Raw genomic sequence first — 24,665 nt, forward strand, 5'->3', positions numbered from 1 at the left:
CCCGGCCGGCCGCTCGTCCGCCGTACCGCCGCCCGATCACCCAGCCGTCCGCCGGCGCCCCCAGGGAAGGACTCCCGCCCGTGGCAACCTCGACCCCCACCCGGGACGCATACGCAACCCCGCCCCGCGAACCGCAGAAGGAACCACCGTCCGAGCGGCGGCAGTTGTGGCGCAGCCGGCTGTGGCGGTTCGACGACAAGGCCTCCCCGTACGCGTACATCGCGCCGTTCTTCCTCGTCTTCGGCGCCTTCGGTCTCTACCCGCTCATCTACACCGGCTGGATCGCCCTGCACCGGGTGGAGATGACCGGCCTGGACTCCATGGAGTGGGTGGGCTGGGAGAACTTCGACAAGATCCTGCACGACCCCGAGTTCTGGACCTCGGTCAGCAACACCTTCCTGATCGGCGTCATCTCGACCGTCCCGCAGCTCCTGGTGGCGCTCGGCCTCGCGCATCTGCTCAACTACCGCCTGCGCGCGAGCACGTTCTGGCGGACGATCATCCTCACGCCGTACGCGACCTCCGTCGCCTCGGCCGCCCTCGTCTTCGCGCTGGTCTTCCGGGCGGACGGCGGACTGCTCAACTGGACGCTCGGCCTCGTCGGCTTCGACCCGGTCAACTGGGCGAACGGGCACTGGACGTCGAAACTCGCCATCTCCATCATCGTGATCTGGCGCTGGACCGGCTACAACGCGCTGATCTACCTGGCGGCGATGCAGGCGGTCCCGGGCGACCTCTACGAAGCCGCCTCGTTGGACGGCGCGTCGCGCTGGCAGCAGTTCCGCAAGGTGACCATCCCCTCGCTGCGGCCGACGATCCTGTTCACGATCGTCATCTCGACCATCGGCTCCATGCAGCTGTTCGGTGAGCCGCTGCTGCTGGAGGGCGGGGCGCTCGGCGCCACCGGCGGCAACGAGAACCAGTACGAGACGCTCAGCATCTACCTATACAACTACGGCTGGAACCTCGGCCATCTCGGTCCGGCCGCCGCCGTGGCCTGGGCGATGCTCGCACTCCTGCTCCTCATCGCAGGCGTCAACTGGCTCATCGGCCGCTACGTCCGCACGTCCGATTCCGCGGTCTGACCGGGAGCGATTCCATGACCATGACCAGCCCCACACCCACCGCCCCGGTGAAGCTCGCGCCGGCCCAGAAGGGCAGCGCCCCGCAGCGCCCCAGCCGCTTCAGGATGGGCGCCGGCCAGCAGATGAAGGGCGGCCCGTTCGCGTACATCGCGCTCGCCGTCGTCGGCTTCGGCTCGCTGCTGCCGCTGTACTGGACCCTGGTGGCGGCCTCCCGCACCCAGGACGAAGTCCTCGCCTCCACCCCGCCGTTCCTGCCGGGCGGCAGGCTGGTGGAGAACCTCCAGACGGCCTGGGAGCAGGCCAACCTCGGCAAGGCGATCGTCAACAGCATCATCGTCTCGTCGTCCATCACGGCCGCGACGCTCTTCTTCTGCACGCTCGCCGGATACGCGTTCGCCAAGATGCGCTTCCGGGGCCGGGGCTGGCTGATGACCGCCGTCATCGCCACGCTCACGATCCCGCCGCAGCTCAGCGTGGTCCCTCTCTTCATGATGATGTCCGGCCTCGGCTGGGGCGGGCAGCTCGAATCGGTGATCTTCCCGACCCTGGTGAGCGCGTTCGGCGTGTTCTTCATGCGCCAGTACCTGATCGAGGCGCTGCCGTACGAGCTCATCGAGGCGGCCAAGATCGACGGGGCGAACAACTTCCGCATCGTGGTGAGCGTGGTGCTGCCGGTGGCCCGCCCCGCGATGATGGTGCTCGGGATGCTCACCTTCGTCCAGGCGTGGAACGACTTCTTCTGGCCCTACCTCGCCCTCAACCAGCAGAACCCGACCCTGCAGGTGGCCCTCGGCCAGCTCAGCGCCTCGTACACCCCCGACCAGTCCATCGTCATGGCGGGGGCGCTGATCAGCACGCTGCCGCTGCTGGCGGTGTTCGTGATCTTCGGCAAGAAGATCGTGGGCGGGATCATGTCGGGCGCGGTCAAGGGCTGACGCCACCTCGTGGTGCGGTCGGCTCCTGACCGCACCACCCCCTCCACCTCACTCCTCCCCCCTCTACTCCTATGGGAGCGCTCCCACATGACAGTCGTACGATCCGACACCGCCCCGCAGCAGGCCCCCGCGGCCCCCGCCCCCTTCCCGACCGGCTTCGTCTGGGGCGCGGCCACGGCCGCGTACCAGGTGGAAGGGGCGGCCGCCGAGAACGGCCGCACCCCCTCCATCTGGGACACGTTCAGCCACACCCCGGGGAAGGTGCTGAACGGCGACACCGGAGACGTGGCCGCCGACCACTTCCACCGCTACCGGGACGACGTGGCGCTGATGAAGCGGCTCGGCCTCAAGGCGTACCGCTTCTCCGTCTCCTGGTCCCGCGTCCAGCCCACCGGCCGGGGCCCCGCCGTCGAACGCGGCCTGGACTTCTACCGCTCGCTCGTCGACGAGCTGCTGGAGGCCGGCATCGCACCCGTCGCCACGCTCTACCACTGGGACCTGCCCCAGGAGCTGGAGGACGCGGGCGGCTGGCCCGAACGCGCGACGGCCGAACGGTTCGCCGACTACGCCGCCATCATGGCCCGCGCACTCGGCGACCGGGTCGGGATGTGGACGACGCTCAACGAGCCCTGGTGCACGGCCTTCCTCGGGTACGGTTCCGGGGTCCACGCCCCCGGCCGCACCGAACCGGCCGCGGCGCTGCGGGCCGCCCACCATCTCAACCTGGCCCACGGCCGGGCGACCGAGGCGCTGCGCACCCACATCCCCGCTGCCGCGCAGACCTCGGTCACCCTCAACCTCCACCAGGTCCGCCCACTGACCGGCAGCGAGGCGGACGCGGACGCGGCGCGCCGGATCGACGCGGTGGGCAACCGGATCTTCACAGGCCCGATGCTGCACGGCGCGTACCCGGAAGACCTGCTGGCCGACACCGAACGCATCGTGAACTGGGCGGAGTTGGTCCACGACGGCGACCTCGCCGCCATCGCCGGCCCGATCGACGTCCTGGGCGTCAACTACTACACGCCCACGATCGTCTCCACGCCCGCCTCCGGTGCCGGGGACACCCGCAACGACGGCCACGGCAGCAGCGACCACTCCCCGTGGCCGGGCTCGGAGCACGTGGCGTTCCACCTTGCCGAGGGCAAGCCGCTCACGGCCATGAACTGGTCGGTCGACCCCAACGGCCTCCACGCCCTCCTCATGGACGTCGCCCGCGAGAACCCGGGCCTGCCGCTGATGGTCACCGAGAACGGCGCGGCCTTCGAGGACGTCCCGGACGACGACGGCCAGGTCCACGACCCGGAGCGGATCGCCTACCTGCACGGCCACCTCGCCGCCGTACAGCGGGCGGTGGCCGACGGAGCCGACGTACGCGGCTACTTCCTCTGGTCGCTGATGGACAATTTCGAGTGGGGATACGGCTATGCGAAGCGGTTCGGCGCGGTCCACATCGACTACGCGACCCAGCGCCGCACGCCCAAGTCGAGCGCCCACTGGTACAGCGACGTGATCGCGCGGCACGGGCTGCCGCCGGAGGCCTGACCTCCTCCGCGGAGCCGCGGGCCCCGGTCGCTCCCGACCGGGGCCCGCGGCATGCCGCCACCCGGGTCTTGGGAGCGCTCCCAATACACTGTCCGTGCCCCGCCGGGGTGATCGATCCAGGACTTGGATTGACTGTACGGCTGTGAGAAATTGACCGGGAACGGGGAGGCAGCCATGGCGGCAGCGCGAGTACGGAACGGTGGGCGGCCCACGCTCGAAGAGGTGGCGGCCCGTGCCGGAGTCGGACGCGGCACCGCCTCCCGGGTCATCAACGGCTCGCCCCGGGTCAGCGAAGCGACCCGCGAGGCGGTCGAGGCGGCCGTGGCCGAGCTGGGATACGTCCCCAACCGCGCGGCCCGTGCCCTCGCCGGCAACCGCACCGACGCCATCGCGCTGGTGGTGCCGGAGCCGGAGACCCGCTTCTTCGCCGAACCGTACTTCTCCGCCATAGTGCGTGGTGTAGGCGCGGCCCTCGCCGACACCGACATGCAGCTGCTCCTCACCCTCGCGGGCAACGACCGCGAGCGCCGTCGGCTGGCCCAGTACCTCACCGCGCACCGGGTCGACGGGGTCCTCCTGGTCGCGGTGCACGCCGACGACCCGCTGCCGGAGCTGCTGGAACAGCTGGGCATGCCGTGCGTGATCAGCGGCGCCCGGCACGCGGCCGAACCGCTGGCCTCGGTCGACTCGGACAACTTCGACGGGGCGCGGGCGGCCGTCGAGCACCTGATCACCCGGGGCCGCCGCTCGGTCGCCACGATCACCGGCCGCCTGGAGGTCTACGGAGCCCAGCGCCGCCTGGACGGCTACCGCGCCGCCCTCGCCGCCGCGGGCCTGCCCCCGGACGAACGCCTCATCGCCCCCGCCGACTTCACCGAGGAGGGCGGCGCCCGGGCGATGCGCGAACTCCTGGCCCGCCGCCCCCACCTGGACGCGGTCTTCGCGGCCTCCGACGTGATGGCGGCCGGCGCCCGCCAGGTCCTCCGCGAGGCGGACCGTCGGATCCCCGAGGACGTGGCCCTGATCGGCTTCGACGACTCGGTGGTCGCCCGCCACATGCACCCGGCCCTCACCAGCGTCCGCCAGCCGATCGAGGAGATGGGCCGCCGGATGGCGGAGCTCCTCCTTGAGGAGATCGCGGGGCGCGTGGGGGAGGAGCGGCCGACGGTGGTACTGCCTACGGAACTGGTGGTGCGGGACTCCTCGTGACGGCCCCGGACGCCCGCCGCTCCCGGAGCGAGGAGCCGGCCGGCTGCGGCGCCCTCGACCCCCGTGGACCGGCCCCCGCCGTCGGGCGGGGGCCGGTCCGTCGCGTCCGCTAGTGGTATGGACATGACCAGAAGGCGGAACTGGCTCGCCTTGGTCTAGATCAAGTGCGGCGAGCCGTCGCACCGGTCCGGCCCCCCCGGGCGTGAAGGCGGACCTCAGGCATGAAGAAGGGCCCCGGTCCGAAGACCGGGCCCTTCCCTCAGGGTGAGTAACCGGACTTGAACCTGTGCTGTGTTCCGATGGTGACCTGCGGCTTTGAGGGCTCGGAGAGGGCTCGGGCCGATGGTGGCGCAGGGCCCAGGCAGGTTTGCCGTGGATGGTTCTCGGTGAAAGAGATCCACGATGCGTCGCAGGTCCCCGTCAGTGAAGCGGACGCGTCCCCCGAGTTTGCTGTGCGGCATCCTCTTGATGTGGCGGCGCAACCATGACTCATCAACTTTGAGGATGGCGGCGGCCTCCGCGTATCCGCGGAGTGAGATCGGTGGGCGCACTTCTTGAGCCAAGGCGGTTCTCCTTCTTGCGACCGCCGCAGCTTGTACGCAGTGGCGCGCTTTGGAGAAGCGGACTTGGCTGATAGGTGCCGTCAGTCTTGGCGGCTCGTTGCGTACCCGAAGCGCATCGGCCTCATGCCGCCGCGCGTCCACGGACGGTCGCCGACAGCCGCATACAGCGGAGGGGAGCGGATCATGGCATGTCTGCGGGTGTGCCGTGCGAACTCCTCGAACTCATGGAGGCATCCAGGAGGCCGCCTGGCTCTTCGGTGCCGGATCGCCCTGTGGCTCGGCCTCCTTGCCGGGCCTGCGGGCGCTTGTGCAAGATCTTCATCCCGAAGGCCCCGGGCGGGCGTACAGTGCGCGCCGTGGACATACCCGACTGGTACGTGTGGATCGCTGTCGTTCTGGCCCTCTTGCAGGCCCTCGCCTTGGTCCCCGTCATCCGCCGGTTGCGCGAAAGCGACTCCGCGGTGCGCTCCGAGGCACGCCTCGACCTGCTGGATGCCGTCGGCGGGGGGCTGATCACCGGGGGTCTGCTGCTGGGTCTCGTGGTGGCGGAACGCTGGTTCTGGCTCACGCTCGCCGGCTTCGCGCTCATTGCGGCCGTCTACGCCGTGAAGGGCGTGCGCCTGCTGCGTGCCCGGCGCCGCCCCATGGCCTGATCCGGAAGACCTGTCTACCCGTTTCCCGTGGCTGCCCGCAGGGTCAGCCCGAGGCCCACGGCGACGACGAGGAGCGCGGTGACGACGGGTCCGGTCCGTGCCAGCTTCCTGAGCAGGGTGTTGTGGCGGAGGGTCCGGGCCCGGTCATGGCTTTCGATCCGTTCGCGCAGGCGGACAAGAAGCAGTCCGGCGAGGGTGAGGGTGGCGGCCATGCCCAGTCCGTAGGCGATGACGAGGAGAACGCCGAAGGCTGTGCGCCCCAGGGCGACGGCGCCGAGGAGGACGACGAGGGCGGAGGGGCTGGGGACGAGGCCGCCGGCGATACCCATGCCGATGAGGCCGGACCTGCGCGCACGCCGAGTGGTTCCGGGGGCCGCTGACATGGCCGAGTGGTGGTGCTCGTGCTCCGGCGGGGCGAGGGTGGCGACCGTGTGGTTCGCCTCGGCTTCCGCGGCCGGTGCGCCGTCGAGCGCGCGGACCGGTGTGACCGGGTCGTGGCGGTGAGGACGGCCCGGTCCGTGGTCGTGATCGTGCCCGTGATCGTGGCTGTGGCTGTGGCTGTGGCTGTGGCTGTGGCTGTGGCTGTGGCTGTGGCCGGGGTGGTGGTGGTCGGCGTCGCCATGACGGTGGGTGTGGCCTGGTCCGTGGTGATGGTGGTTGTGCTGCGGCCTGCCCCGGAGGGCTCCTGTGAGGAGCCAGAGGCCGATGCCGGTGACGAGGAGTCCGCTGGCGGCTCCGAGCCACATCAGGACGCTCTCGCCGGCCAGATGGGTGGAGACGGGCAGGGCGAGGCCGAGGATGAGGACGCCGGCGGTGTGGGTGAGGGTGACGGTGGCGCCGACGGTGAAGGCGTCGCGTCTGGTGCCGCGGCGGCCCGCGAGATAGGCGGCCATGATGGTCTTTCCGTGGCCGGGCATCGCCGCGTGGGATGCCCCGAGGACGAGCGCCAGGAACAGGGCCAGCAGTCCCACGGGCAGGGTGATCTCGCGGGCCCCGACGAGCGAGTCGAAGACCCCGGTCACCTTCGCGAGCATCTGGCTGATCACGCCCGCGCCGGGGAAGTCGGCAACTGCCGACACGGCGGCTCCCTGCCCGGGCTCGGTGCTCAGTGCCGCTGTGCGCTGGTTGAGCGGGGAGGCGAGGGGATCCTGCGGGTACTGGCGCAGTCCGCGGGTCGCGGACGTGGCGGGCACGTCGGTCTGGGTGATGCTGACGCCCTGGCCGGTGGCGGTCATCTCGTGCCAGCCGACGCGCCTGGTGTCGTAGTCCGTCTCGGCCCTCATGTCCGCGGGCACGCTCAGCTCAGCCGGAGCGGTCAGGTGGCAGGTGAGGCGGCTGGTCTTCAGACCCGCTTCACCCTTCTGGTACGCCAGGGCGGCCGAGGACTGCTCCCAGTCCATTGGTGTACCGCTCACGTTCAGGCGGAGCTGCCCGCTCAGACCGGAGCAGGTCTTCTCGGCGTAGGCGCGCGCTTCGCTGTCGCTGATCGTGCCGTCGCGGTCGGCGTCGACGGTGGGGCGTTCCTGGAGAGCTGCGATCTCCGCGCGGTCCACCACGATCTGGGCGTCGATCCGGTCGGGCCGAAGGACGAGACCTGTGTGGTAGTTGACGCTGAAGTTGCCCAGGGGGTGGGCCGTCGCGGCGGGGGCTGCTGCCACGCCGGCGAGGGCGGCGAGGGTGGTGGCGGCCAGGGTGGCGAGGGCTCGGCGCAGAGTGTGGTTCATGGTGTGGTGTCGATTCGCTGGAGCAGGGTATGGGCGGCGTCGGCGTGCAGGGGGTGGAAGCCCGGCTCGCGCAGCGCTTCGATCAGGTCGCGGCGGGCTGACACGGGATCGCCCAGCGCGTGGTGGATGGCGGCACGGTGGTAGTGGAAGAGCGCGCTGCGGGTGCCAGGAGCCAGGGCCTTGTCTGCCTGGGCGAGGGCTTCGGTGTCCCGGCCGGCTCGGTGCAGGGCCCAGGCGTACGCGTCGTGGACGGCGATGAAAGGCCGTGTGCGTTCGGCTGCTTCGGCCATGGTGACGGCCCGCTGCGGGTTTCCGTGATCGGCTTCGAAGAGGATCGCGTCGGTGTCCGCCGGGTCGCCTGCGGCCTCCCGGATGCGGTCCTGGGCGCGCAGGAGGGCGTAACTCTCCTCGGCCCGGCTTTGGCGGCCCAGGGATTGCTCGAGTTCGCCCAGGCCCAGCAGGTAGTGGGGCAGGGGGGCGATCGCGATGGCCGCCTGGTAGTCGGCGAGGGCCTTGGTGGTGTCGCCCAGTGCCAGGTGGGCGCGGGCCCGGGTCTCCAGGAGCGCCGAATCGTCCGGGGCGGCCTCGAGCGCGCTCTGCGTCCGGGCCAAGGCTGCCCGAGGGTTGGCGTCCTGGAGGTCCAGGGAGGCCAGGACGTTGTGGGCGAACGCGGTGTCGGCCGCGGTCGCCGCTGCCGCCAGGGACCTGCCCATCAGAGTGCGGGCCCGGTCGGTGTCCCCCTTCAGTTCGAAGGCGTAGGAGGCGCGTGCGAGGGAGGAGGCGTCCGGGCGCAGGTCCGCCATCTTCTGCACGGCCGCGTCCGCTTCGTCGTAACGGCCCAGCTGGGTGTACGCGTCGGCGAGGACTCCGTAGGCGGAGGAGCTGTAGGGTCCGCTGACGGTGGCCTTGCGGGCCCAGTCCAGTGCGGCGGGAAAGTCGTGGCGGGCCGCGGCCAGGGCGCCCATGGCGATCTCCGCGTCCGTGTTCTCCTTGCTCTGCACGGTGAGAGAGGTCCGCAGCGCCTTCTCGGCCCGGTCATAAGTGGCCGGGTCAGCGGTGGTGCGGGCTTGCTGGACGTAGGCCATTCCCAGGGCGGCCCAGCCGCCCGGGTCCTTCGGCAGCCGGGCTACCCGCGCCTGGAGCGCCTCGATCGACCCACGTGGCGACCCTGCTGAGCGGACCTGGTCCGATGTGGGGGAGACCGTGGTCTGGGCGGGTGCCAGCATGACCGCGCCGACGGCGAACATCACCACGCCCAGGGCCAGGGTGATCACGGTGCTCCGCAGCCGCCTGCTGCCCTGTGAAGGGGATGGCGGCGGCGTGTCCGTGGGGTGCGGTGTGGTCGGGTGCACGAGAAGGGTTCTCCCCAAAGTCCGAGGGTGCCGGTGCCGCGGCGCCCGGGCCAGAACTCTTGGGCCCGGGCACCGCGGCCGCAGTCCGTCGCCGACTGCGCCCGGTTCAGCTGTCCTTGCCGCGACGGCGGAGGCGGAAGCCACCGACGCCGAGGAGGAGCGCGCCGGCCCCGGCAAGCGCCGCGGCCTGCGTGGTCTTCATGACAGGGCTCGCCTCGGTGTTCTCCATCGAGGACTGCTCGGCGTTGCGGCCGGCCGCGCCGGGGCCACGGTTCACGTGCTTGGTGTGCGGCAGCGCGACGTAGGGGAACGAGGTGCCGAACGGGACCTCGTTGGTGTCGACCTTGTCGCCTTCCGCGAGCGCGGGCACGAGAACACCACTCTGGGCTGCGCCCATGACGGCCTGGAGCGAGATGTCGATGACGTCATCGGCCAGGCGGCGCCCGTTCGGGAAGCCGGCCAGGTCGCCCGCCAGGACGCCGAGGCGCTGCGGCTTGGCGGTGGGCGCCACCGCCATGTTCAGGCGCAGCTCCTCCGCCGGGACGATCTTCTTCAAGTTCGCGTCCTTGTTGAGACGGTGCGCGTTCAGGTCGGCCTTGATCGGACCGCAGACCTTGCAGATACCGGTCAGGTAGATCTCGGCGAGGTCGTTGCGGGGTGTCTTGGGGGCCGGGATGCCGTAGACCTGCTGGATGAGCTTGGGCAGGATCGGGTCGTACACCTTGTCGACGACCGGCTGGACGGTGCGGTCCTGGTCGGGGTTGAGGGTGTTGAAGGCGTCCTTGAACTTCAGCGGGACGACGACCTCGTTGACCAGTGGGTTCCCGAGGCGTGAGACCTGCTTCCACTGCTGCCCGGTGCTCTTGTCACGGGAGTCATTGACGGTGACGCCCCCGCGGTCGGTGGTCGACCACACACCGATGACCGGGTTACGGGAGGTGTTCCCGTTGAGGGCGAGCTGCTTCTTGGGGACCTGGATCGCGATCGTGTTGACGTTGTAGCCGGCCAGGGTGTCCTGCCCCCGCTCGCTCAGGTCGCCGCCGTAGAGGAGGTCGAAGACGCGGAGGTCGGCGAAGAACGGGTCCTCGGCCTGGCCCGCGTACGTCCTGCCGCCGCCCGGCAGACCGAAGGTCGCCTGCTTGCGCAGCGCCGTGTAGTCGGGCATCGACGCCTTGCCGGTACGGGACGGGGCGGCCGGCACACCCTTCAGGACGGTCCGGCTCTTGCCTCCGGTGGTGACGACCAGGTCGTAGACCTGGCGGAAGTTCAGGTCCGGGTCGTTGAGTGAGCTGACCGGGCCGGTGTTGTAGAGGAACTGGTTCGCGTCGTCGCGGTAGCTGCTGCGAAAGCGCCAGCTGTAGGTGACATCCGCGACGCCGTCACCGGTGTTGTCGACCTTGATGTTGTAGCGCAGGTCGTCGCCGAACGCGTAGAAGTTCGGCCCGCCGTTGGGCTCCTCGAAGGGGATCCAGTTCGCCACCATCGTCACGGTGTCCGGATTGTCGGGGCTGGTGAACGCGTACACGTCGGTGTTGTCCGCCCGGGGATCCCCGGCGATCAGGGGTGCCTCGCGGTGGCTGGAGGCCGCACTGAGACCCGGGGCGAGGGTCATCGCTCCGAGTCCTGCGGCCAGGGTGGTGGCACCTAGTACGAGCAGGGACTGGTCCAGGACGCGTCGCGAGCGGGGCCTGGTCTTCGAAACCTTCACGGCATTCCTTCTGTCTGCTGGCTCCCCTGCCCGCATGCGGGAGGGCATGCTCAAGCGGGGGGGGGGTGGGCTGATGGGGAAGACGTTCGGCACCGCGGCGAGAGATCTCGCACGGAGCGTGCCGACAGGAAAAGGGCTGGATCAACGGGGGAGGGCCGAAGCCCGGCTACACCGTCAAGAACTGCTCAGCCGTAGATAAGCACGCCGAAACCACGCCCCACGCGGAACAACAGTGCATCCTCACGTCAGCTGCGCGGCTCGCGACGGACGAAAGGGCCGGTGGGACCGACAAAGCGGCGGGGCGGACGCCCCACAAGATTAACGACGACACAGACGCCGCACGCTGGGCCGAAAGAGTTATAGCCCTCTTATTGCAAGGTGCTCGCAATAACGAAGGGCGGTAACGTCACTCTTCCAGCGCAACGGAAATGCAGGAGCGCAATGCCCCTGAGAATCGGAAGCAGACCGCCGAGCCCCTGCCCCTGATTGCTCGGTGGCCCATGCCGAAGCCACCCGCCATGGGCCAACCCTCATCGCGCCTCGTTCCTCCAACGGAGTGGCCTTTGCGCCCGCAGCCAATCCGTGTGTGCTTCAGCCTCGAACCAGTTCCTGACCCGCTGACCACTCCGGTCGGGACACCTCTCTTCACCGGGAGCACCATGCGTACTCGTAAGACCGTCGTCGCCGCCGTGTCCGTAGCTGTGGCCGCAGCCCTGTCCGCCCCGGCTCTGGCGTCCGCGGACGGCCGCCACGGACACACCATGGACCACCGAGGACACAAGGCGCTGACCGCCATCGGGCTGACCGTCGACCAGCGCCTGGTCGAGTTCACCGTCGACCGGCCGGCCAAGACCATGAACATCGGCAAGGTGTCCAGCCTGCGCGGCGACACCAAAGTCGTCGGCATCGACTTCCGCGTCCAGAACGAGAAGCTCTACGGCGTCGGCGACAAGGGCGGCATCTACACCCTCAACACCGCCAACGCCAAAGCGATGAAGGTCTCCCAGCTCACCGTCGCCCTCTCCGGCAAGCACTTCGGCGTCGACTTCAACCCCGCCGCCAACCGGCTCCGTGTCATCAGCGACACCGGGCAGAACCTGCGCCACAACATCGACGACAACGCCGCCCCCCTCACCACCACCACCGACGGCACCCTCACCAACCCCACCACGCCGCCCTCCACCGCCATGGGCGCCACCGCCGCCGCCTACACCAACAACGACCTCAACCCCGCCACCGCCACCACCCTCTTCGATATCGACACCACCGCCGACCGCGTCTCCCTCCAGTCGCCCGCCAACGCCGGCACCCTCGCCCCGACCGGCAACCTCGGCGTCGACGCGGGCCCGGACGCCGGCTTCGACATCTACACCTCCCCCAGGCACGGCACCAACCACGGCTTCGCCACCCTGAACACCGCCGGCACCGCCCGCCTGTATGAGATCGACGTGCTCACCGGCGCCGCCCGCGACCTCGGCGCCTTCCCCCGGCAGAGGCAGGTCACCGACCTCGCCCTGCCCATCAACCAGCACTGAGCCACAACCCGCTGCGCGGGGGACGGCCGTACCGCGGACAGACGGCCGTCCCCCGGTTCCTCCGAGCGGCGGACAATGGGCGATACAGGGTGGCGAAGTCCCGGGGGATCGGAACGCAAACCGAGCAGCCTTCTGGCACGCTTCGATGCCGAGCGTGCGCCGCAGGTGCAGGAACTCCCTCAGAACGAGTCCGCCCGCCAGAAAGCCCAGGCCGCACCGTGGCACTCATTCCGCTGGTCAGATAGCGGCTGCATATAATCATCAAGCCCATGCGTTGAAGAGCACTCCGCCCGGCGTGGTGATGCGGTACGAGCGACCTGGCGCCACTGACCCGGTGCAAGCACTGAAGTATCCACGTCGGGCAGAGGCGTAGCGAGTTGCTCGCTGCTCAGAACCACGAAGCCCGCTTCAGCGAAAGCGGAGGCCCATGAAGGAGGGGGAGGAACTCCTCCCTGCTCCAATTCCGGCGCTCCTGAGCGAAGGCGACCCAAGGGAGATGAGCGTGACACAGGATGACGCTCTCGCCGGTGCGATCGGCGACTGACGCGGTGTGGAAGGTCCGGGGGTACTCCTGGACCTCGACCTCGCCCACCTGGCCTTCGACGACTCGGGCGGCCACATACAGAGCGGTTCGAAACGCGGGCAGGTCGGTACGCGAAAGCGGGTCGTCCTTCGGCACGAAGAAGCCCGTCGCACCCCGCGGCAGCGTGAAGCCTGTATTCCCGTCGTTGGCCGTGCCGCTCATCTTGCCGGGTGCGACACCCGTGTCGCTGCCCCCGGCCAGGAAGACGAGCGAGGTCCCGTCGAACTGCCCGGCCTGGCCCGCCGCCTGCTGACTCAAAGGCGTCGGCCTGCCCGGGGCGTCGGCCACAGGCTCATCCTGGGCCGGACCTGGCACCCCTCGAAGAGCGCGCTGACCGCGTTGTCGGCGCAAGGGAGAGTCTCCGAGCCTGTTTGCTCGACCGCCCCCTGCGGCCCGCTCCCCGCAAAAGCGCAGGAGGGGCTCTCCCCCTGCTCGTTCGCCCGTGCCCGAATGCCTCAATGGATGCACCCGTATGCGTGGACGTGCCCACGAGAGCTCTGCCTGTGCCGCCGGCGCGGTAGCCCCCGCTGAGCGGGCCCTTGGGCCCGCAGGTGTGGTGGAGCGCTGCCGCATGGTGGGCGGCGGAGCGAGGCGGCTGCGGTGGCCGGTGCGCGAACAGTGGCAGAGAGTCAGTCTCGGTAACGGCAGGTACGCACACGAGGCGGAGACCTCCGTGCGCCTGCCCCCGCACTGACAGAGAGAAGAGATCTGCATGTCGAAGTCTGCTGTCCGCATCCTGACTGCGCTGGCCGTCCTGGCGCCTGCTGTGGCTCTGGCCTCACCGGCGCTGGCGGACGACTCGCACAAGAAGCACGGTGACCGCGCGATGACGCTGCACGCGCAGCTCGATCCGTTCAAGGTCAACAAGGTCACCGGCTACGGAACCGCCCAGGTCCGCCTCAAGGGCAACGAGGCCCACGTGAAGATGAAGGTCAGCGGTCTGCTGGCCGGCGCACCCCACGCTCAGCACTTCCACATCGCGGCGAAGGGCGTCTGCCCGCCGGAGTCGGCGGCCAAGGTCCGCAACGGGAAGCGGTCCCTCAACACCACCGACGGCCTCCCCTTCTACGGGAGCATCGGCACGTCGCTGACCACGACCGGCGACACCAGCCCCGCCTCGGGTCTGGCCGTGGACCGGTTCCCGGTCGGCTCCGACTACCACTACGAGCGCACCATCAAGCTCAGCGACGAAGCCGCCCAGAGCCTGCGCGAGGGAACCGGTGTCGTCGTCGTCCACGGCATCGACTACAACAACAACGGCAAGTACGACGACAACCTCGGGCCCAGCGACCTCGACCCCAAGCTTCCCGCCGAGGCCACCAACCCCGCCCTGTGCGGGGCGCTGAAGAAGTCCGCCGACGGGCCCGTCCACGGCGGCCAGGGCGGAACCCAGCTCGCCGCCTCGGACACACCCGTCAGCACCGTGACCACCGCGGCGGCCGGAGCAGCGCTCCTGGCCGCAGCCGGCGGCGCCCTCGTCCTGCGCCGCCGCGCGAACCGCCAGAACTGACCCGTTCAGCCATGGCGTTGAGCCACAACAGCGGCCGCCGCGGTGCCTACACCGCGGCGGCCACCGCCTGCGCCGCGACCGGGATCACCCTCCTGGCCCTGGCGGCCCTCGCGCACCCTGCGCAGCCCCCGCCCACGCCCCCCGCAGCCGCCCGCACCCACCACACACCCACACCGCCCACGGCAGACAGGGGCCTGCCGGTGCTCGGCCCCTCGCAGCCCGTGCGGATCACCGCGCCAGCCGTCGGCCTCGACGCAGCCATTGACACCGTCGACACCGCCGAAGACGGAACCATCGCCCTCCCCGACCAGGGAGACCACGCCGGCTGGTACTCCGGATCCGTCACCCCCGGACAACGCGGCAACGCCCTCCTCGTCGGACACCTCGACACCACCCGCGGACCAGCCGCCTTCTACCCACTGGGCGCCCTGCGCAAGGGCGACCGCATCACCGTCCACCGCCGCGACACATCCATCACCCACTTCACCGTCACCGCCCTGAACATCTACGACAAGAACAACTTCCCCTCCCAATCCGTCTACGCACCCACCACCCAGCCCCTCCTCACCCTGATCACCTGCGCCGACTGGGACACCACCACCCGCACCTACACGGCCAACCTCGTCGTCACCGCCACACCTGCAGCCCGAGTACGCCAACGCTGAACGCGCCCACGAGAACCGGAGAGTCCCACGAACCGGGGACGCTCACTGCCCGGATCGGACGAGGCTCTGTCGCCCAGCCACAGGCCCCAGCGGGCATGGCGCGAGATGGCCCAGTCAGGGCCAGGCCGAGGTCGCTCCGCCGCATCAGGTCCGAACTGACCGGACCCCGGTGTGCATGCACCCGTACCAGGTGGGGCTGGAGCCAGACCGCATCGCCCCGCCACCGAAGCTGCTTCCGCGCGCTGAGCCGGAGGCTGCGCGGGGGCGGGACGGCGCGGGACGGCTTGCCTCTCCTTGTCCCACGCCACCGCACGAGCGGGAGCGGGAGCACCGCCGCACGGCGGTGAAGGCGCTGTGCCTCTGGACGGGCCCGGAGGGGAGTCGGCTGGCTCGACCACGTCTCTTGCTCGGTCACATGGTTACCCGGAGAAGAGCGCGGGCGTGCCGTTGCTTGGTGGCCTGACGTAGGTCACGGACGTGGTCATCGAGGTGAGCGCGAGCGCGGCCACCGTCGTCGGCTATCAGGTGGCCTCGACCGAGGCGCTCGGCCGCCAGGAGCACACGGTGTACATCCCACTGCTCGCCCTGCGACTGAAGAAGGCCGGCCGCTCCGGCTCCTTCCTCACGTGGGAGGACGTCCAGGCCATCGGCCACGACGCGGTCATGGCCCGTACCCATGCCCTGCAGGACGCCGACGGCGATCTCGCCGCCCCCGCCGCCGTCTGCAAGGACCTGGTCGGTCGCCGCATCCTCACCGACCAGGGTGTCGAGGCAGGCACCTTCCAGGGCATCGACATCGATACCGACACCGGAGCTGTCCTGGCCGTGCACAGCGCCAACGACCAGCATCCGGGTGCCGCGCTGACCGGCATCGGTTCCTACGCTCTCATCATCGCCACGGCGTCCTGACCCGGCACCGGTTTGCGAAGCACCGGGCCTACGGGCGCTGCCCGGACAGAGTGTGCTCTCTCTCGTCTCGCGGATGTCCGCCGGGGATACGCGTCCCGCTTCCGATGGCCGGAGACCGGAGTCAGTGATCGGCGTCGGGAACGCGGAGATCGGACGAGTGCGCCTCTGCGGCCTCTCGCGGGGGCGGAACAGGGGTTTGGCGGGGGCTGAGGAGGGCTGTGTTGACGGTGGAGGACCACCGTTCGTATCCGGTTCCCCGCTCCCGGCGGAGCAGGACTGCCAGAGCTGGGCCTCCCCAGATGAAGACAGCTGTGAGCAGCGTGAGGTGTGGGAGCAGGCGACCGGCGAGCGCGGGGAGGTCGAGCGCCCCGGTGTGGTGGGCCAGGGCGGTCCAGGCCAGGGCGAGGGGGCCGTACACGATCCAGGCCCGCAGGGTGAGGCGCAGCACGCCTGGTCGGGTGCCGTCGGGCCGGGTGAGGTGCAGGAGCACGGCCCGTTTGCCGGGGGTGGTCGCGAAGGCGACCGGCAGCAGCCAGAACCAGACCAGCCCGAGGGCGGCGCCGATCGGCAGCGCGTAGTGGCGGCCGGTAGGCCAGGAGGTGGCGACGGCGAGCAGACCGGTGGCCAGTGTCCAGACGATGAGCCAGCCGGCCAGGTCGGTGAAGAAGGCGAAGAGCCTACGGGTGAGGGTGACGCGCCCCGCGTAGCGGCGGCGTTCGCGGTCGGGGTCGTTGACGGGCAGCAGGCGGATGAGGGGGCCGGCGGCGATCCACCCCAGGGCCGCGCCGGCAATGTTGAGGATGAGGTCGTCCACGTTGAACTGCCGGTAGGGGCAGGCGTAGACGAACCACAGCCCCGTGTACTGGGTGGTTTCGAAGAACAGGGAGGTGACGAAAGCCGCGGACGTCGCACGGATCAGCCGGTGCCGCAGGTAGTAACGGAGATAGACGCCCAGCGGCAGGAGCAGCACGGCGTTGAGCAGCGTGGTCCAGGCAGGGGTGAGATGTGCCAGCGCTCCGGGTGACCAGTTGCCGCCGCCTGCCGAGGAGATCGCGGCGTGGAAGGCGAAGGGCTCCAACTGCGGTTCCGCGGCGTAGTGGACGGAGGCGCAGTGTGCGCCGGTGTCGGCGGGCAGCGGCATCACCGTCTGCAGGAGCGCGGCGAGCAGGTAGAAGACGAAGCTGTAGAACACGAGAACCGGCCAGCCACCTGCCCGGCCACGCCTGCGGTACCCGCGGACCGCGGCAGGTCCCAGGAGCACCGCGGCGACGAGAGGGAACAAGGTCACCGCGGCCTCGACGGGCAACAGGTAGGTGCGGAACACGGAACGAGCTCTCTGCGGCTGACGGACGACCGGCTCCGCCGCGGACTGCGGGAAGCTGATGGCACGGCGAAACGGCCGACCCGAAGGGGCAGGCCACGCCCGGGAGCTGACGTGCGTGCCGGTTACCAGAGTAGGGCCCGCGGACCGCCGTCACGCATGACCACGGGTCCGCGTGCACCGGATGACCCGTCCCGGCCACGCGCCCGAGCAGTGTGGCGTCGTAGTCAGGACCAGACCGGCACTTCCCGTTCACCGGCTTTGGCCGCCGGTATGCCGGAGCGGGTCTCACATACCTGCAGCCAAGCCGCTTCCCGTGCCTGAGCCCGGGCTGTACGCAGGCGGTCCAGTACGCGTTCGTCCACGGCGGCCGGCAGCAGCCGGGGACCCACCCGTAGGGCCACTGCTGCTTGTGGGCGTCGACGAGCTTCTTGAACGCGTCGGCCTGCTCCACGTCCTCGAACCTTTCGGCCTCCCAGGTACCGCCGCGCCCTCCTTGGGGCCAGCGGACCTGGTAACTCGCCGTTCCGTCCTTGCGGACCCGCTTCCTGATCGTTGCCATGGGGCGCACGTTGGCCAGCCCGGAACACGAAGAAGCCCCTGACCTGCGTTTCCGCAGGTCAGGGGCTTCGCCTTCAAGGGTGAGTAACGGGACTTGAACCCGCGACATCCTGGACCACAACCAGGTGCTCTGCCAGCTGAGCTATACCCACCATGTCGTCCGGTCGCTTCCGACCGGACGAGAAAAAGTGTACAGGGTCCGGGAGGGTGCTCGCGCCCCCGTTTCCCGGGGCCGGTCCGCGGGCGCTCACGCGCCCGTGACCAGCGGTTCTCTACGGTGTGGCGCGGGCCACATGGCGCGCCGCGATCTCCTTGGCGCGCTCCGAGTCCGGGCCGGGCGGCGGGACGAAGACCGCTTCCCGGTAGTAGCGCAGCTCCGCGATGGATTCACGGATGTCCGCCAGCGCCCGGTGGTTGCCGCTCTTGTCGGGGCTGTTGAAATACGCCCGCGGGTACCAGCGGCGGGCCAGCTCCTTGACCGAGGACACATCCACGATCCGGTAGTGGAGGTAGCCCTCCAGCTTCTGCATGTCGCGCGCCAGGAAGCCGCGGTCGGTGGAGACCGAGTTTCCGCAGAGCGGGGCCTTGCCCGGCTCCTTCACATGCTCGCGGACATACGCCAGGACCTGCTCCTCGGCGTCGGCCAGGGTGGTGCCCCCGGCCAGCTCGTCGAGGAGGCCCGAGGTGGTGTGCATCTGCCGCACCACCTCGGGCATGGTCTCCAGGGCCGCGTCCGGCGGGCGGATCACGATGTCCACCCCGTCGCCGAGCACGTTCAACTCCGAGTCGGTGACCAGGGCGGCCACCTCGATGAGTGCGTCGTCCGTCAACGAGAGCCCGGTCATCTCGCAGTCGATCCACACCATGCGGTCGTTCATGCGCCCCACCCTACGGGGCGCTCCGCTGTCCCGGCAGGGCCGGGCGCCCGGGAACGTACGCGTCAGGGACCGGCAGCGAGTGCTCCGAGGAGCCCGCCGACGCCGATGCGGAGGCCGGGGCGCCGGACGGCACCGGAGCGCCCCTGCGGCCCGACGGCGAGCCCTGGCTGGGCACGACCGTCTCCAGCGCCGTCGCGGCGCTCTCCGCCACCCCCTGCGGACGACGGGCCCGGTAGGCGGCCCGGTACGCGGCGGGGGAGGAGCCGAGCTGGCGGCGGAAGTGCCCGCGCAGCGCGACCGGTGAGCGGAAGCCGCAGCGGCCGGCGACCTCGTCGACCGAGTAGTCGGAGGTCTCCAGTAGCCTCTGTGCCTGAAGCACCCGCTGGGTGATCAGCCACTGGAGCGGTGCGCTCCCCGTGAGCGAGCGGAACCTGCGGTCGAAGGTCCGCCGGCTCATGTAGGCGCGCGCCGCGAGCGTCTCCACGTCGAACTGCTCGTGCAGATGCTCCAGCGCCCAGGCCACGACCTCGGCGAGCGGGTCGGAGCCGATCTCCTCAGGTAAAGACCTGTCCAGGTAGCGCTCCTGTCCGCCACTGCGCCGGGGCGGTACGACGAGCCTGCGGGCGAGCGCGCCCGCCGCCTCGGTGCCGTGGTCGGTGCGGACTATATGGAGGCAGAGGTCGATACCGGCCGCCGTACCCGCGGAGGTCAGCACATCGCCGTCGTCCACGAAGAGTTCGCGCGGATCGACGTGCACCGACGGATAGCGCTTGGCCAGCGTCGGTGCGTACATCCAGTGCGTGGTCGCGGGCCGGCCGTCCAGCAGTCCGGCCGCCGCGAGCACGAAGGCTCCCGTGCACAGGCCGACGATGCGGGCACCCTCCTCATGGGCGCGCCGGAGCGCGTCCAGGGCCTCGGCGGGCGGCGGCGAGGTGATCGACCGCCAGGCGGGCACCACCACGGTGCCGGCCCTGCTGATCGCCTCCAGGCCGTACGGCGTGGTCAGTTCGAGTCCACCCGTCGTGCGCAGCGGTCCGTCCTCGCCGCCGCAGACCAGCAGGCGGTAGCGGGGAACTCCCGCGTCCTGCCGGTCGATTCCGAAAACCGAGAGCGGGATGGAGCTCTCGAAGATAGGGCCGCCGCTGAAGAGCAGCACGGCAACGACTTCCCGGCGTCGCCGCCCGGTCAGCTTGCGTGCGGCCTCCGTCGCGGTGGCGGAGTCCTGGCTCATGACGCTAAGCCCCCCTCGGTGTTCGCGTCTCCCTGGTCCTTACGGGCCTGCCGCTCCTGCACGTTTCCCCTCGGTTTCGCACGTTTCCCCAGTCCCCGATTTTCAAGATCGAATCTACTGCGTCGCGTGGCCCCGCCGTGACAGCTTCCCCCACCGGCGCTAAGTCGATAAGGAAACGTGGCGTGAAGCGTTCGATCACGAAGCGTTTCACCCGCGAAGCGCACAGGGAAGTGCCCCTCGCGAACGTGGCCCGTCCGCGTCGGGTGAAAGCGTACCGCGCGGTCTCTTCCTGTCCGGCGGGCGGTGGGCTGTCCGGCCATTCCGCGAAGGGTTCGGCCAGGATGTGAAGTTGGCTGAAAACAAATGGTTGTGTGCGCCAGTTCCAGTCACGCCGGGCGCACAACTTCCGTCTGACGGCCGCCCCGGTGCGCTCCCTCGGCCCGGTGGGGCGTGGCGTGTTCGGGGCGCCGGGGTTGGACGCGGTGGGCTGCCGGGGCGCGGCCGCTCCCGGGGCGGCGGCGACCGGATTACCGACCGATGGGGCGGCGGGCGCGGAGAATCGGCGGCACGGGCCGGCCGCCGGCACTGCCCGCCGGGGCGGCGGCCTCCGTGGTCCACGTGGCCGCCGGACGCCCCGGAAAACAGGGCGGTCACCCTCGTCCGGAGCCTCCGAGGCCCGTGTACGACACAACCGGCATTGCCATACCGGACCGCCTCGGGCATGCTCCCTCCAACGTCACGCGTGCTTTGCGGGGGTCTGGGCAGCTGAGGAGTGACGCCGTACCCTTGGGGGTATGGGGTTGGGAAGATGATTCCCGGACAGAGCCACACCGTCAGCTGACACACCTCTCGAAACCGCTCCCTCCTCACGAGGACTCTCTTCGCCGAGACACCGATGGCCGGTCACGAAATCCCTGAACCCAAAGACCGCAAGCAGGTAGCCGACCCCCGGTCGGAGCCGCGGACGGTCGAAGAAGCACGCCATGCGTGCGATCCCGCCTTCCGGCACGGAGTGGTGGTCGGTTTCGACGGTTCCACCTCCAGCGAGCGGGCCCTCGCCTACGCGATCGGCATGGCCGGCAGATCGGGCTCGGGCCTGATCATCGTCCACGTGGCCAACCGGCTCCCGACGACGGTCTGGGCGGGCTGCGAGCCCCCCGTCTTCGTCGACGTCCCCGATCACCGCACCGAGGTCCTCGGCCTGGAGCTGGCCTGCGCGGACTACCTCTCCGACGTGCCCTGGGTGCTGGTGGAGCGCGGCGGCGACATCTGCCACGAGCTGGAGGAGGTCGGGCGCGAGTATTCCGCCGACGCCATCGTCGTCGGCTCCACGCACGGCATCGTCGGCCGGATCTTCGGCTCGGTGGCGGGCCGTCTCGCCCGCCGCGCCCAGCGCCCGGTCGTCGTCATCCCCTGAGGCGTCCCGCGAGCCCTGAGGGGCCGCCAGAAGGCCTCGTCACGAAACGAGTTGGGCCCCGTGCCGTCTCGGAACGACGGTGCGGGGCCCAACTCGCGTACGCACTGCCGACTACTCGACCGTGACCGACTTCGCCAGGTTGCGCGGCTTGTCGATGTCCCGGCCCATCGCCAGGGCCGTGTGGTACGCGAAGAGCTGGAGCGGGATGCCCATCAGGATCGGGTCCAGCTCGTTCTCGTTCTTCGGTACGACGATGGTGTGGTCGGCCTTCTCCTGGACCTGGTGCGCGACGGCGAGGATACGGCCGCTGCGCGCCTTGATCTCCTCCATCGCGGCCCGGTTCTTCTCCAGCAGGTCGTCGTCCGGCACGATCGCCACGGTCGGCATCGCGGGCTCGATCAGCGCGAGCGGGCCGTGCTTCAGCTCGGAGGCCGGGTAGGCCTCGGCGTGGATGTACGAGACCTCCTTCAGCTTCAGCGACGCCTCACGGGCCACCGGGTAGCCCCGCACCCGGCCGATGAACATCATCGACTTGGCGTCCGCGTACTCCGCCGCCAGCCGCTTGATCTCGTCCTCGCCCGCCAGGATCTCGCTGATCTGCTCCGGCAGCCGGCGCAGCCCGTCGATGATCCGCTTGCCGTCGGCGACCGACAGGTCCCGGATGCGGCCCAGGTGCAGCGCGAGCAGGGCGAAGGCGACCACGGTGTTGGTGAAGCACTTGGTGGAGACCACGCAGACCTCGGGGCCCGCGTGGACGTACGTACCGCCGTCGGCCTCCCGGGCGATCGCGGAACCGACCACGTTGACCACGCCGAGGACGCGGGCGCCCTTGCGCTTCAGCTCCTGCACGGCGGCCAGCACGTCGTACGTCTCGCCCGACTGGGAGACCGCCACGTACAGCGTGTCGGGGTCCACGACCGGGTTGCGGTAGCGGAACTCGGAGGCCGGCTCGGCGTCGGCGGGGATGCGGGCGAGCTCCTCGATCAGCTGGGCGCCGATCTGGCCCGCGTGGTACGAGGTGCCGCAGCCGAGGATCTTGATCCGGCGCACCCCGCGCGCCTCACGGGCGTCCAGGTTGAGGCCGCCCAGGTGCACGGTGGAGAAGCGGTCGTCGATCCGGCCGCGCAGCACCCGGTCCACGGCGTCGGCCTGCTCGAAGATCTCCTTGTGCATGTACGTGTCGTGGCCGCCCATGTCGTACGACTCGGCCTCCCACTCCACGGTGGTCGGCGTGGCCGTCGTGGTCGAGCCCTCCGTCGTGTACGTACGGAAGTCGTCGGCCTTCAGGGTGGCCATCTCGCCGTCGTCCAGCGTGACGACCTGGCGGGTGTGGGCGACCAGGGCGGCGACGTCGGAGGCGACGAACATCTCCTTCTCGCCGATGCCGAGGACGACGGGGGAGCCGTTGCGGGCGACCACGATGCGGTCGTTGAAGTCGGCGTGCATCACGGCGATGCCGTACGTGCCCTCGACGTGGCGCAGCGCCTCGCGGACCTTCTCCTCCAGGGTGTCCGCCTGGGCACGGGCGATCAGGTGGACCAGCACCTCGGTGTCGGTCTCGGAGAGGAAGACGATGCCGTCGGCGGTGAGCTTGGCGCGCAGCTCGGAGGCGTTGTCGATGATCCCGTTGTGGACGACGGCGACCTTGTTCTCCGCGTCCAGGTGCGGGTGGGCGTTCTCGTCGCTAGGGGCGCCGTGGGTGGCCCAGCGGGTGTGGGCGATGCCGGTGGTGCCGGCGAACCGCTTGGGGACCTTGGCCTCCAGCTCGCGGACCCGGCCCTTGGCCTTGACCATCTTCAGCGTGCCGGGCTTGCCCGCCGCCGTCCTGCTGGTGATGACGATGCCGGCGGAGTCGTACCCCCGGTACTCGAGCCGCTGCAGGCCTTCCAGCAGCAGCGGTGCCACGTCACGCTTTCCGATGTATCCGACGATCCCGCACATGAGATTCTCTGCCCCTCCTCGACGTACACGTACATGCATGCGCTCGGCGCCCGCACGGGCGCCCCGGCGACCTGCCGCGGCCGGTCAGCCGTAGACGATGCGGCGCAGCTGGCGGAGCGAGAGCTCCGGCGGCGCCACGGCGCGGCGCGGCAGCTCGGCCGCGATCCGCTCGAAGATCTCCGTGTTGACCAGGCCACCGGACTGCAGTTCGCGGTGGCGGCGCCGGACGAAGTCGTCGGTGCTCTCGTCGAAGTACGCCAGCACGTCGAGGATCACCCGGGCCGCCTCACCGCGCTGGAGCGCGGTGGAGCGTACGAGGTGATCGATGAGGTCGTCGTGCGACGAGCGGCGTTCAAGCACCCGTCGATATTGCGCGACTGGGCGCTCGTATGCAAGAAATCTGCCCGATATCGGGCAGGGGCGACCCCGGGCGGTGCTCGAATCGGTCACATTCGGCTCAGGATCGCCTGCTTCGCCGTGCTGAACTCCTCATCCGTGAGGACCCCGGCCCGGTGCAGCTCGCCCAGCTCCCGCAGCCGCCGCAGCAGGACGTCGTGATCGTCGGCGGGCGGTACGGCGGCGGGCTCGGGCGCCTTGGCGAGGACCGGGGCCCCGGCGGGCGCGTCCACGGCCGCACGGGCCTGCGGCAACCGGGCCAGCACCGCCGCCGCGACCACGACCGCCGTGTACTCCTTCTTGGACATCCCCCACAGCTCCAGGGAGTACGGGTCGTACTTCGGCGGGGCCGAGACCGGCCCGTCCACCGGCTCGAACCGCAGGTAGCCGTTCTCCAGGCCTATCGCGGGCAGCCAGCGCACCCCCGCGATCCGTGCCAGAGGGAAGGTCGCCGGGCCGCTCGCGGTCTTGGACTCCTCGGCCTTCCAGTTCCAGGTGAGCCGCACGGTCGCGCCGTCGAAGGAGGCCGTGCCGTCACCGCCCCCGCCGGAGACCGGGAGCGAGGGCCCCGGCAGCAGGAAGCGGTCCACCGGCCCCTCGGGGACCTGCTCGATCAGCAGCGCGTTGCGGACCTCGTCGACGAAGTACTCCGCCACCCCCGTGCGGTCCTTCTCCACGGTCAGGACGTACGGGTCGGCGCCGTCCTTGAGGCGCCCGTCGGCGGCCCGCAGCACCGGGCAGGCGCCCCCGCGCAGCCGGAGCCGCAGCCGGCCGCCCTTGCGGTCCGGCTCGAACGAGATACCGGACAAGGCCTCGACGGGGACAGCGAGTTCACCCAGCGCCAGCCGGACCGGATGCGCTTTGCCCCCCGGCACGATGCGTACCGTCTCCCCGTCGAACGTCCACGTTCCGTCGCGCTGGATGATTTCTGCCATGCCCGCGAT

Annotated in this window: 20 protein-coding genes and 1 tRNA gene; 10 read left to right on the plus strand and 11 right to left on the minus strand. The window is 70.3% G+C overall.

Annotated features, from left to right (window positions below):
* Positions 1-80: 80 nt before the first annotated feature.
* The 5 genes from AMK21_RS01055 to AMK21_RS01075 all read left to right on the plus strand — a co-directional run bounded on the left by AMK21_RS01055 (position 81) and on the right by AMK21_RS01075 (position 5,990).
* Positions 81-1,085 (plus strand): carbohydrate ABC transporter permease, encoded by a 1,005-nt coding sequence (locus AMK21_RS01055; protein ID WP_073873216.1) that lies wholly within the window; start codon positions 81-83, stop codon positions 1,083-1,085.
* A gap of 14 nt (positions 1,086-1,099) precedes the next feature.
* Positions 1,100-2,020: a carbohydrate ABC transporter permease gene (locus AMK21_RS01060; protein WP_073873218.1), complete on the plus strand. Its 921-nt coding sequence runs from the start codon at positions 1,100-1,102 to the stop codon at positions 2,018-2,020.
* Positions 2,021-2,107: 87 nt separating this feature from the next.
* Entirely contained in the window at positions 2,108-3,565 is a 1,458-nt protein-coding gene (locus AMK21_RS01065; RefSeq protein WP_073873221.1) for a GH1 family beta-glucosidase, read from the plus strand.
* Positions 3,566-3,739: 174 nt separating this feature from the next.
* Positions 3,740-4,774, plus strand: coding sequence for a LacI family DNA-binding transcriptional regulator (locus tag AMK21_RS01070; RefSeq protein ID WP_073873223.1), 1,035 nt, complete (start codon positions 3,740-3,742; stop codon positions 4,772-4,774).
* A gap of 919 nt (positions 4,775-5,693) precedes the next feature.
* Positions 5,694-5,990, plus strand: coding sequence for a hypothetical protein (locus tag AMK21_RS01075; RefSeq protein ID WP_073874189.1), 297 nt, complete (start codon positions 5,694-5,696; stop codon positions 5,988-5,990).
* Positions 5,991-6,004: 14 nt separating this feature from the next.
* Here AMK21_RS01075 and AMK21_RS01080 read toward each other — a convergent pair whose 3' ends face one another.
* From AMK21_RS01080 to AMK21_RS01090, 3 genes are all read right to left on the minus strand, one after another.
* Positions 6,005-7,714, minus strand: a complete 1,710-nt coding sequence (locus AMK21_RS01080) for a sulfite exporter TauE/SafE family protein (protein ID WP_079181041.1) — start codon at positions 7,712-7,714, stop codon at positions 6,005-6,007.
* A complete protein-coding gene (locus AMK21_RS01085) occupies positions 7,711-8,988 on the minus strand; it encodes a tetratricopeptide repeat protein (RefSeq protein WP_234421790.1) in 1,278 nt (425 codons plus the stop codon). Before AMK21_RS01085 ends, AMK21_RS01080 begins: the two co-directional genes overlap by 4 nt.
* Positions 8,989-9,172: 184 nt before the next feature.
* Complete coding sequence (locus AMK21_RS01090; RefSeq protein ID WP_383850805.1) at positions 9,173-10,810, minus strand: DUF4331 domain-containing protein; 1,638 nt, start codon at positions 10,808-10,810, stop codon at positions 9,173-9,175.
* Between the two features lie 623 nt (positions 10,811-11,433).
* Here AMK21_RS01090 and AMK21_RS01095 point away from each other — a divergent pair.
* On the plus strand, positions 11,434-12,309 hold the full coding sequence (locus AMK21_RS01095; RefSeq protein WP_073873229.1) for a DUF4394 domain-containing protein: 876 nt from the start codon (positions 11,434-11,436) through the stop codon (positions 12,307-12,309).
* A gap of 388 nt (positions 12,310-12,697) precedes the next feature.
* On the opposite strand, the gene AMK21_RS01100 is transcribed toward AMK21_RS01095, so the two are convergent.
* Positions 12,698-13,180 carry a hypothetical protein gene (locus tag AMK21_RS01100; RefSeq protein WP_234421791.1) on the minus strand — a complete coding sequence of 161 codons (483 nt, stop codon included), beginning with the start codon at positions 13,178-13,180 and terminating at the stop codon, positions 12,698-12,700.
* Positions 13,181-13,604: 424 nt separating this feature from the next.
* On the opposite strand from AMK21_RS01100, the gene AMK21_RS01105 reads away from it, so the two are divergent.
* The 3 genes from AMK21_RS01105 (at position 13,605) to AMK21_RS01115 (ending at position 15,976) form a co-directional block, all read left to right on the plus strand.
* Positions 13,605-14,402, plus strand: a complete 798-nt coding sequence (locus tag AMK21_RS01105; protein ID WP_073873231.1) for a hypothetical protein — start codon at positions 13,605-13,607, stop codon at positions 14,400-14,402.
* 11 nt (positions 14,403-14,413) lie between these two features.
* Positions 14,414-15,067, plus strand: coding sequence for a sortase domain-bontaining protein (locus tag AMK21_RS01110; RefSeq protein ID WP_073873234.1), 654 nt, complete (start codon positions 14,414-14,416; stop codon positions 15,065-15,067).
* A 477-nt stretch (positions 15,068-15,544) separates the two neighbouring features.
* On the plus strand, positions 15,545-15,976 hold the full coding sequence (locus AMK21_RS01115; RefSeq protein WP_073873236.1) for a hypothetical protein: 432 nt from the start codon (positions 15,545-15,547) through the stop codon (positions 15,974-15,976).
* A gap of 121 nt (positions 15,977-16,097) precedes the next feature.
* Here AMK21_RS01115 and AMK21_RS01120 read toward each other — a convergent pair whose 3' ends face one another.
* The 4 genes from AMK21_RS01120 to AMK21_RS01135 all read right to left on the minus strand — a co-directional run bounded on the left by AMK21_RS01120 (position 16,098) and on the right by AMK21_RS01135 (position 19,967).
* A complete protein-coding gene (locus AMK21_RS01120) occupies positions 16,098-17,300 on the minus strand; it encodes a VanZ family protein (protein WP_073873238.1) in 1,203 nt (400 codons plus the stop codon).
* A gap of 637 nt (positions 17,301-17,937) precedes the next feature.
* Positions 17,938-18,010: transfer RNA gene (locus AMK21_RS01125), tRNA-His, on the minus strand.
* Between the two features lie 120 nt (positions 18,011-18,130).
* The gene (orn, locus tag AMK21_RS01130; protein WP_073874193.1) at positions 18,131-18,736 is read right to left on the minus strand and encodes an oligoribonuclease; all 606 of its coding nucleotides are present in this window, start codon (positions 18,734-18,736) and stop codon (positions 18,131-18,133) included.
* Between the two features lie 10 nt (positions 18,737-18,746).
* Entirely contained in the window at positions 18,747-19,967 is a 1,221-nt protein-coding gene (locus tag AMK21_RS01135; protein ID WP_073873240.1) for a helix-turn-helix domain-containing protein, read from the minus strand.
* Between the two features lie 895 nt (positions 19,968-20,862).
* Between AMK21_RS01135 and AMK21_RS01140 the strand changes: the two genes are divergently transcribed.
* Positions 20,863-21,384, plus strand: a complete 522-nt coding sequence (locus AMK21_RS01140) for a universal stress protein (protein ID WP_026241330.1) — start codon at positions 20,863-20,865, stop codon at positions 21,382-21,384.
* 111 nt (positions 21,385-21,495) lie between these two features.
* On the opposite strand, the gene glmS is transcribed toward AMK21_RS01140, so the two are convergent.
* The 3 genes from glmS to AMK21_RS01155 all read right to left on the minus strand — a co-directional run bounded on the left by glmS (position 21,496) and on the right by AMK21_RS01155 (position 24,656).
* On the minus strand, positions 21,496-23,325 hold the full coding sequence (gene glmS, locus AMK21_RS01145) for a glutamine--fructose-6-phosphate transaminase (isomerizing) (RefSeq protein ID WP_073873242.1): 1,830 nt from the start codon (positions 23,323-23,325) through the stop codon (positions 21,496-21,498).
* A gap of 84 nt (positions 23,326-23,409) precedes the next feature.
* Positions 23,410-23,685 carry a hypothetical protein gene (locus AMK21_RS01150; RefSeq protein ID WP_073873244.1) on the minus strand — a complete coding sequence of 92 codons (276 nt, stop codon included), beginning with the start codon at positions 23,683-23,685 and terminating at the stop codon, positions 23,410-23,412.
* A gap of 86 nt (positions 23,686-23,771) precedes the next feature.
* Complete coding sequence (locus AMK21_RS01155) at positions 23,772-24,656, minus strand: DUF4429 domain-containing protein (RefSeq protein ID WP_073873246.1); 885 nt, start codon at positions 24,654-24,656, stop codon at positions 23,772-23,774.
* Positions 24,657-24,665: the final 9 nt, after the last annotated feature.

This window comes from Streptomyces sp. CB00316 (assembly GCF_001905595.1).
Lineage (GTDB): Bacteria > Actinomycetota > Actinomycetes > Streptomycetales > Streptomycetaceae > Streptomyces.

Coding starts and splice junctions, on each gene's coding strand:
- AMK21_RS01060 (WP_073873218.1), top strand. CDS start 1,100: ATGACCATGACCAGCCCCACACCCACCGCCCCGGTGAAGCTCGCGCCG.
- AMK21_RS01065 (WP_073873221.1), top strand. CDS start 2,108: ATGACAGTCGTACGATCCGACACCGCCCCGCAGCAGGCCCCCGCGGCC.
- AMK21_RS01070 (WP_073873223.1), top strand. CDS start 3,740: ATGGCGGCAGCGCGAGTACGGAACGGTGGGCGGCCCACGCTCGAAGAG.
- AMK21_RS01080 (WP_079181041.1), bottom strand. CDS start 7,714: ATGAACCACACTCTGCGCCGAGCCCTCGCCACCCTGGCCGCCACCACC.
- AMK21_RS01090 (WP_383850805.1), bottom strand. CDS start 10,810: ATGCGGGCAGGGGAGCCAGCAGACAGAAGGAATGCCGTGAAGGTTTCG.
- AMK21_RS01095 (WP_073873229.1), top strand. CDS start 11,434: ATGCGTACTCGTAAGACCGTCGTCGCCGCCGTGTCCGTAGCTGTGGCC.
- AMK21_RS01105 (WP_073873231.1), top strand. CDS start 13,605: ATGTCGAAGTCTGCTGTCCGCATCCTGACTGCGCTGGCCGTCCTGGCG.
- AMK21_RS01110 (WP_073873234.1), top strand. CDS start 14,414: ATGGCGTTGAGCCACAACAGCGGCCGCCGCGGTGCCTACACCGCGGCG.
- orn (WP_073874193.1), bottom strand. CDS start 18,736: ATGAACGACCGCATGGTGTGGATCGACTGCGAGATGACCGGGCTCTCG.
- AMK21_RS01135 (WP_073873240.1), bottom strand. CDS start 19,967: ATGAGCCAGGACTCCGCCACCGCGACGGAGGCCGCACGCAAGCTGACC.
- AMK21_RS01140 (WP_026241330.1), top strand. CDS start 20,863: ATGGCCGGTCACGAAATCCCTGAACCCAAAGACCGCAAGCAGGTAGCC.
- glmS (WP_073873242.1), bottom strand. CDS start 23,325: ATGTGCGGGATCGTCGGATACATCGGAAAGCGTGACGTGGCACCGCTG.
- AMK21_RS01155 (WP_073873246.1), bottom strand. CDS start 24,656: ATGGCAGAAATCATCCAGCGCGACGGAACGTGGACGTTCGACGGGGAG.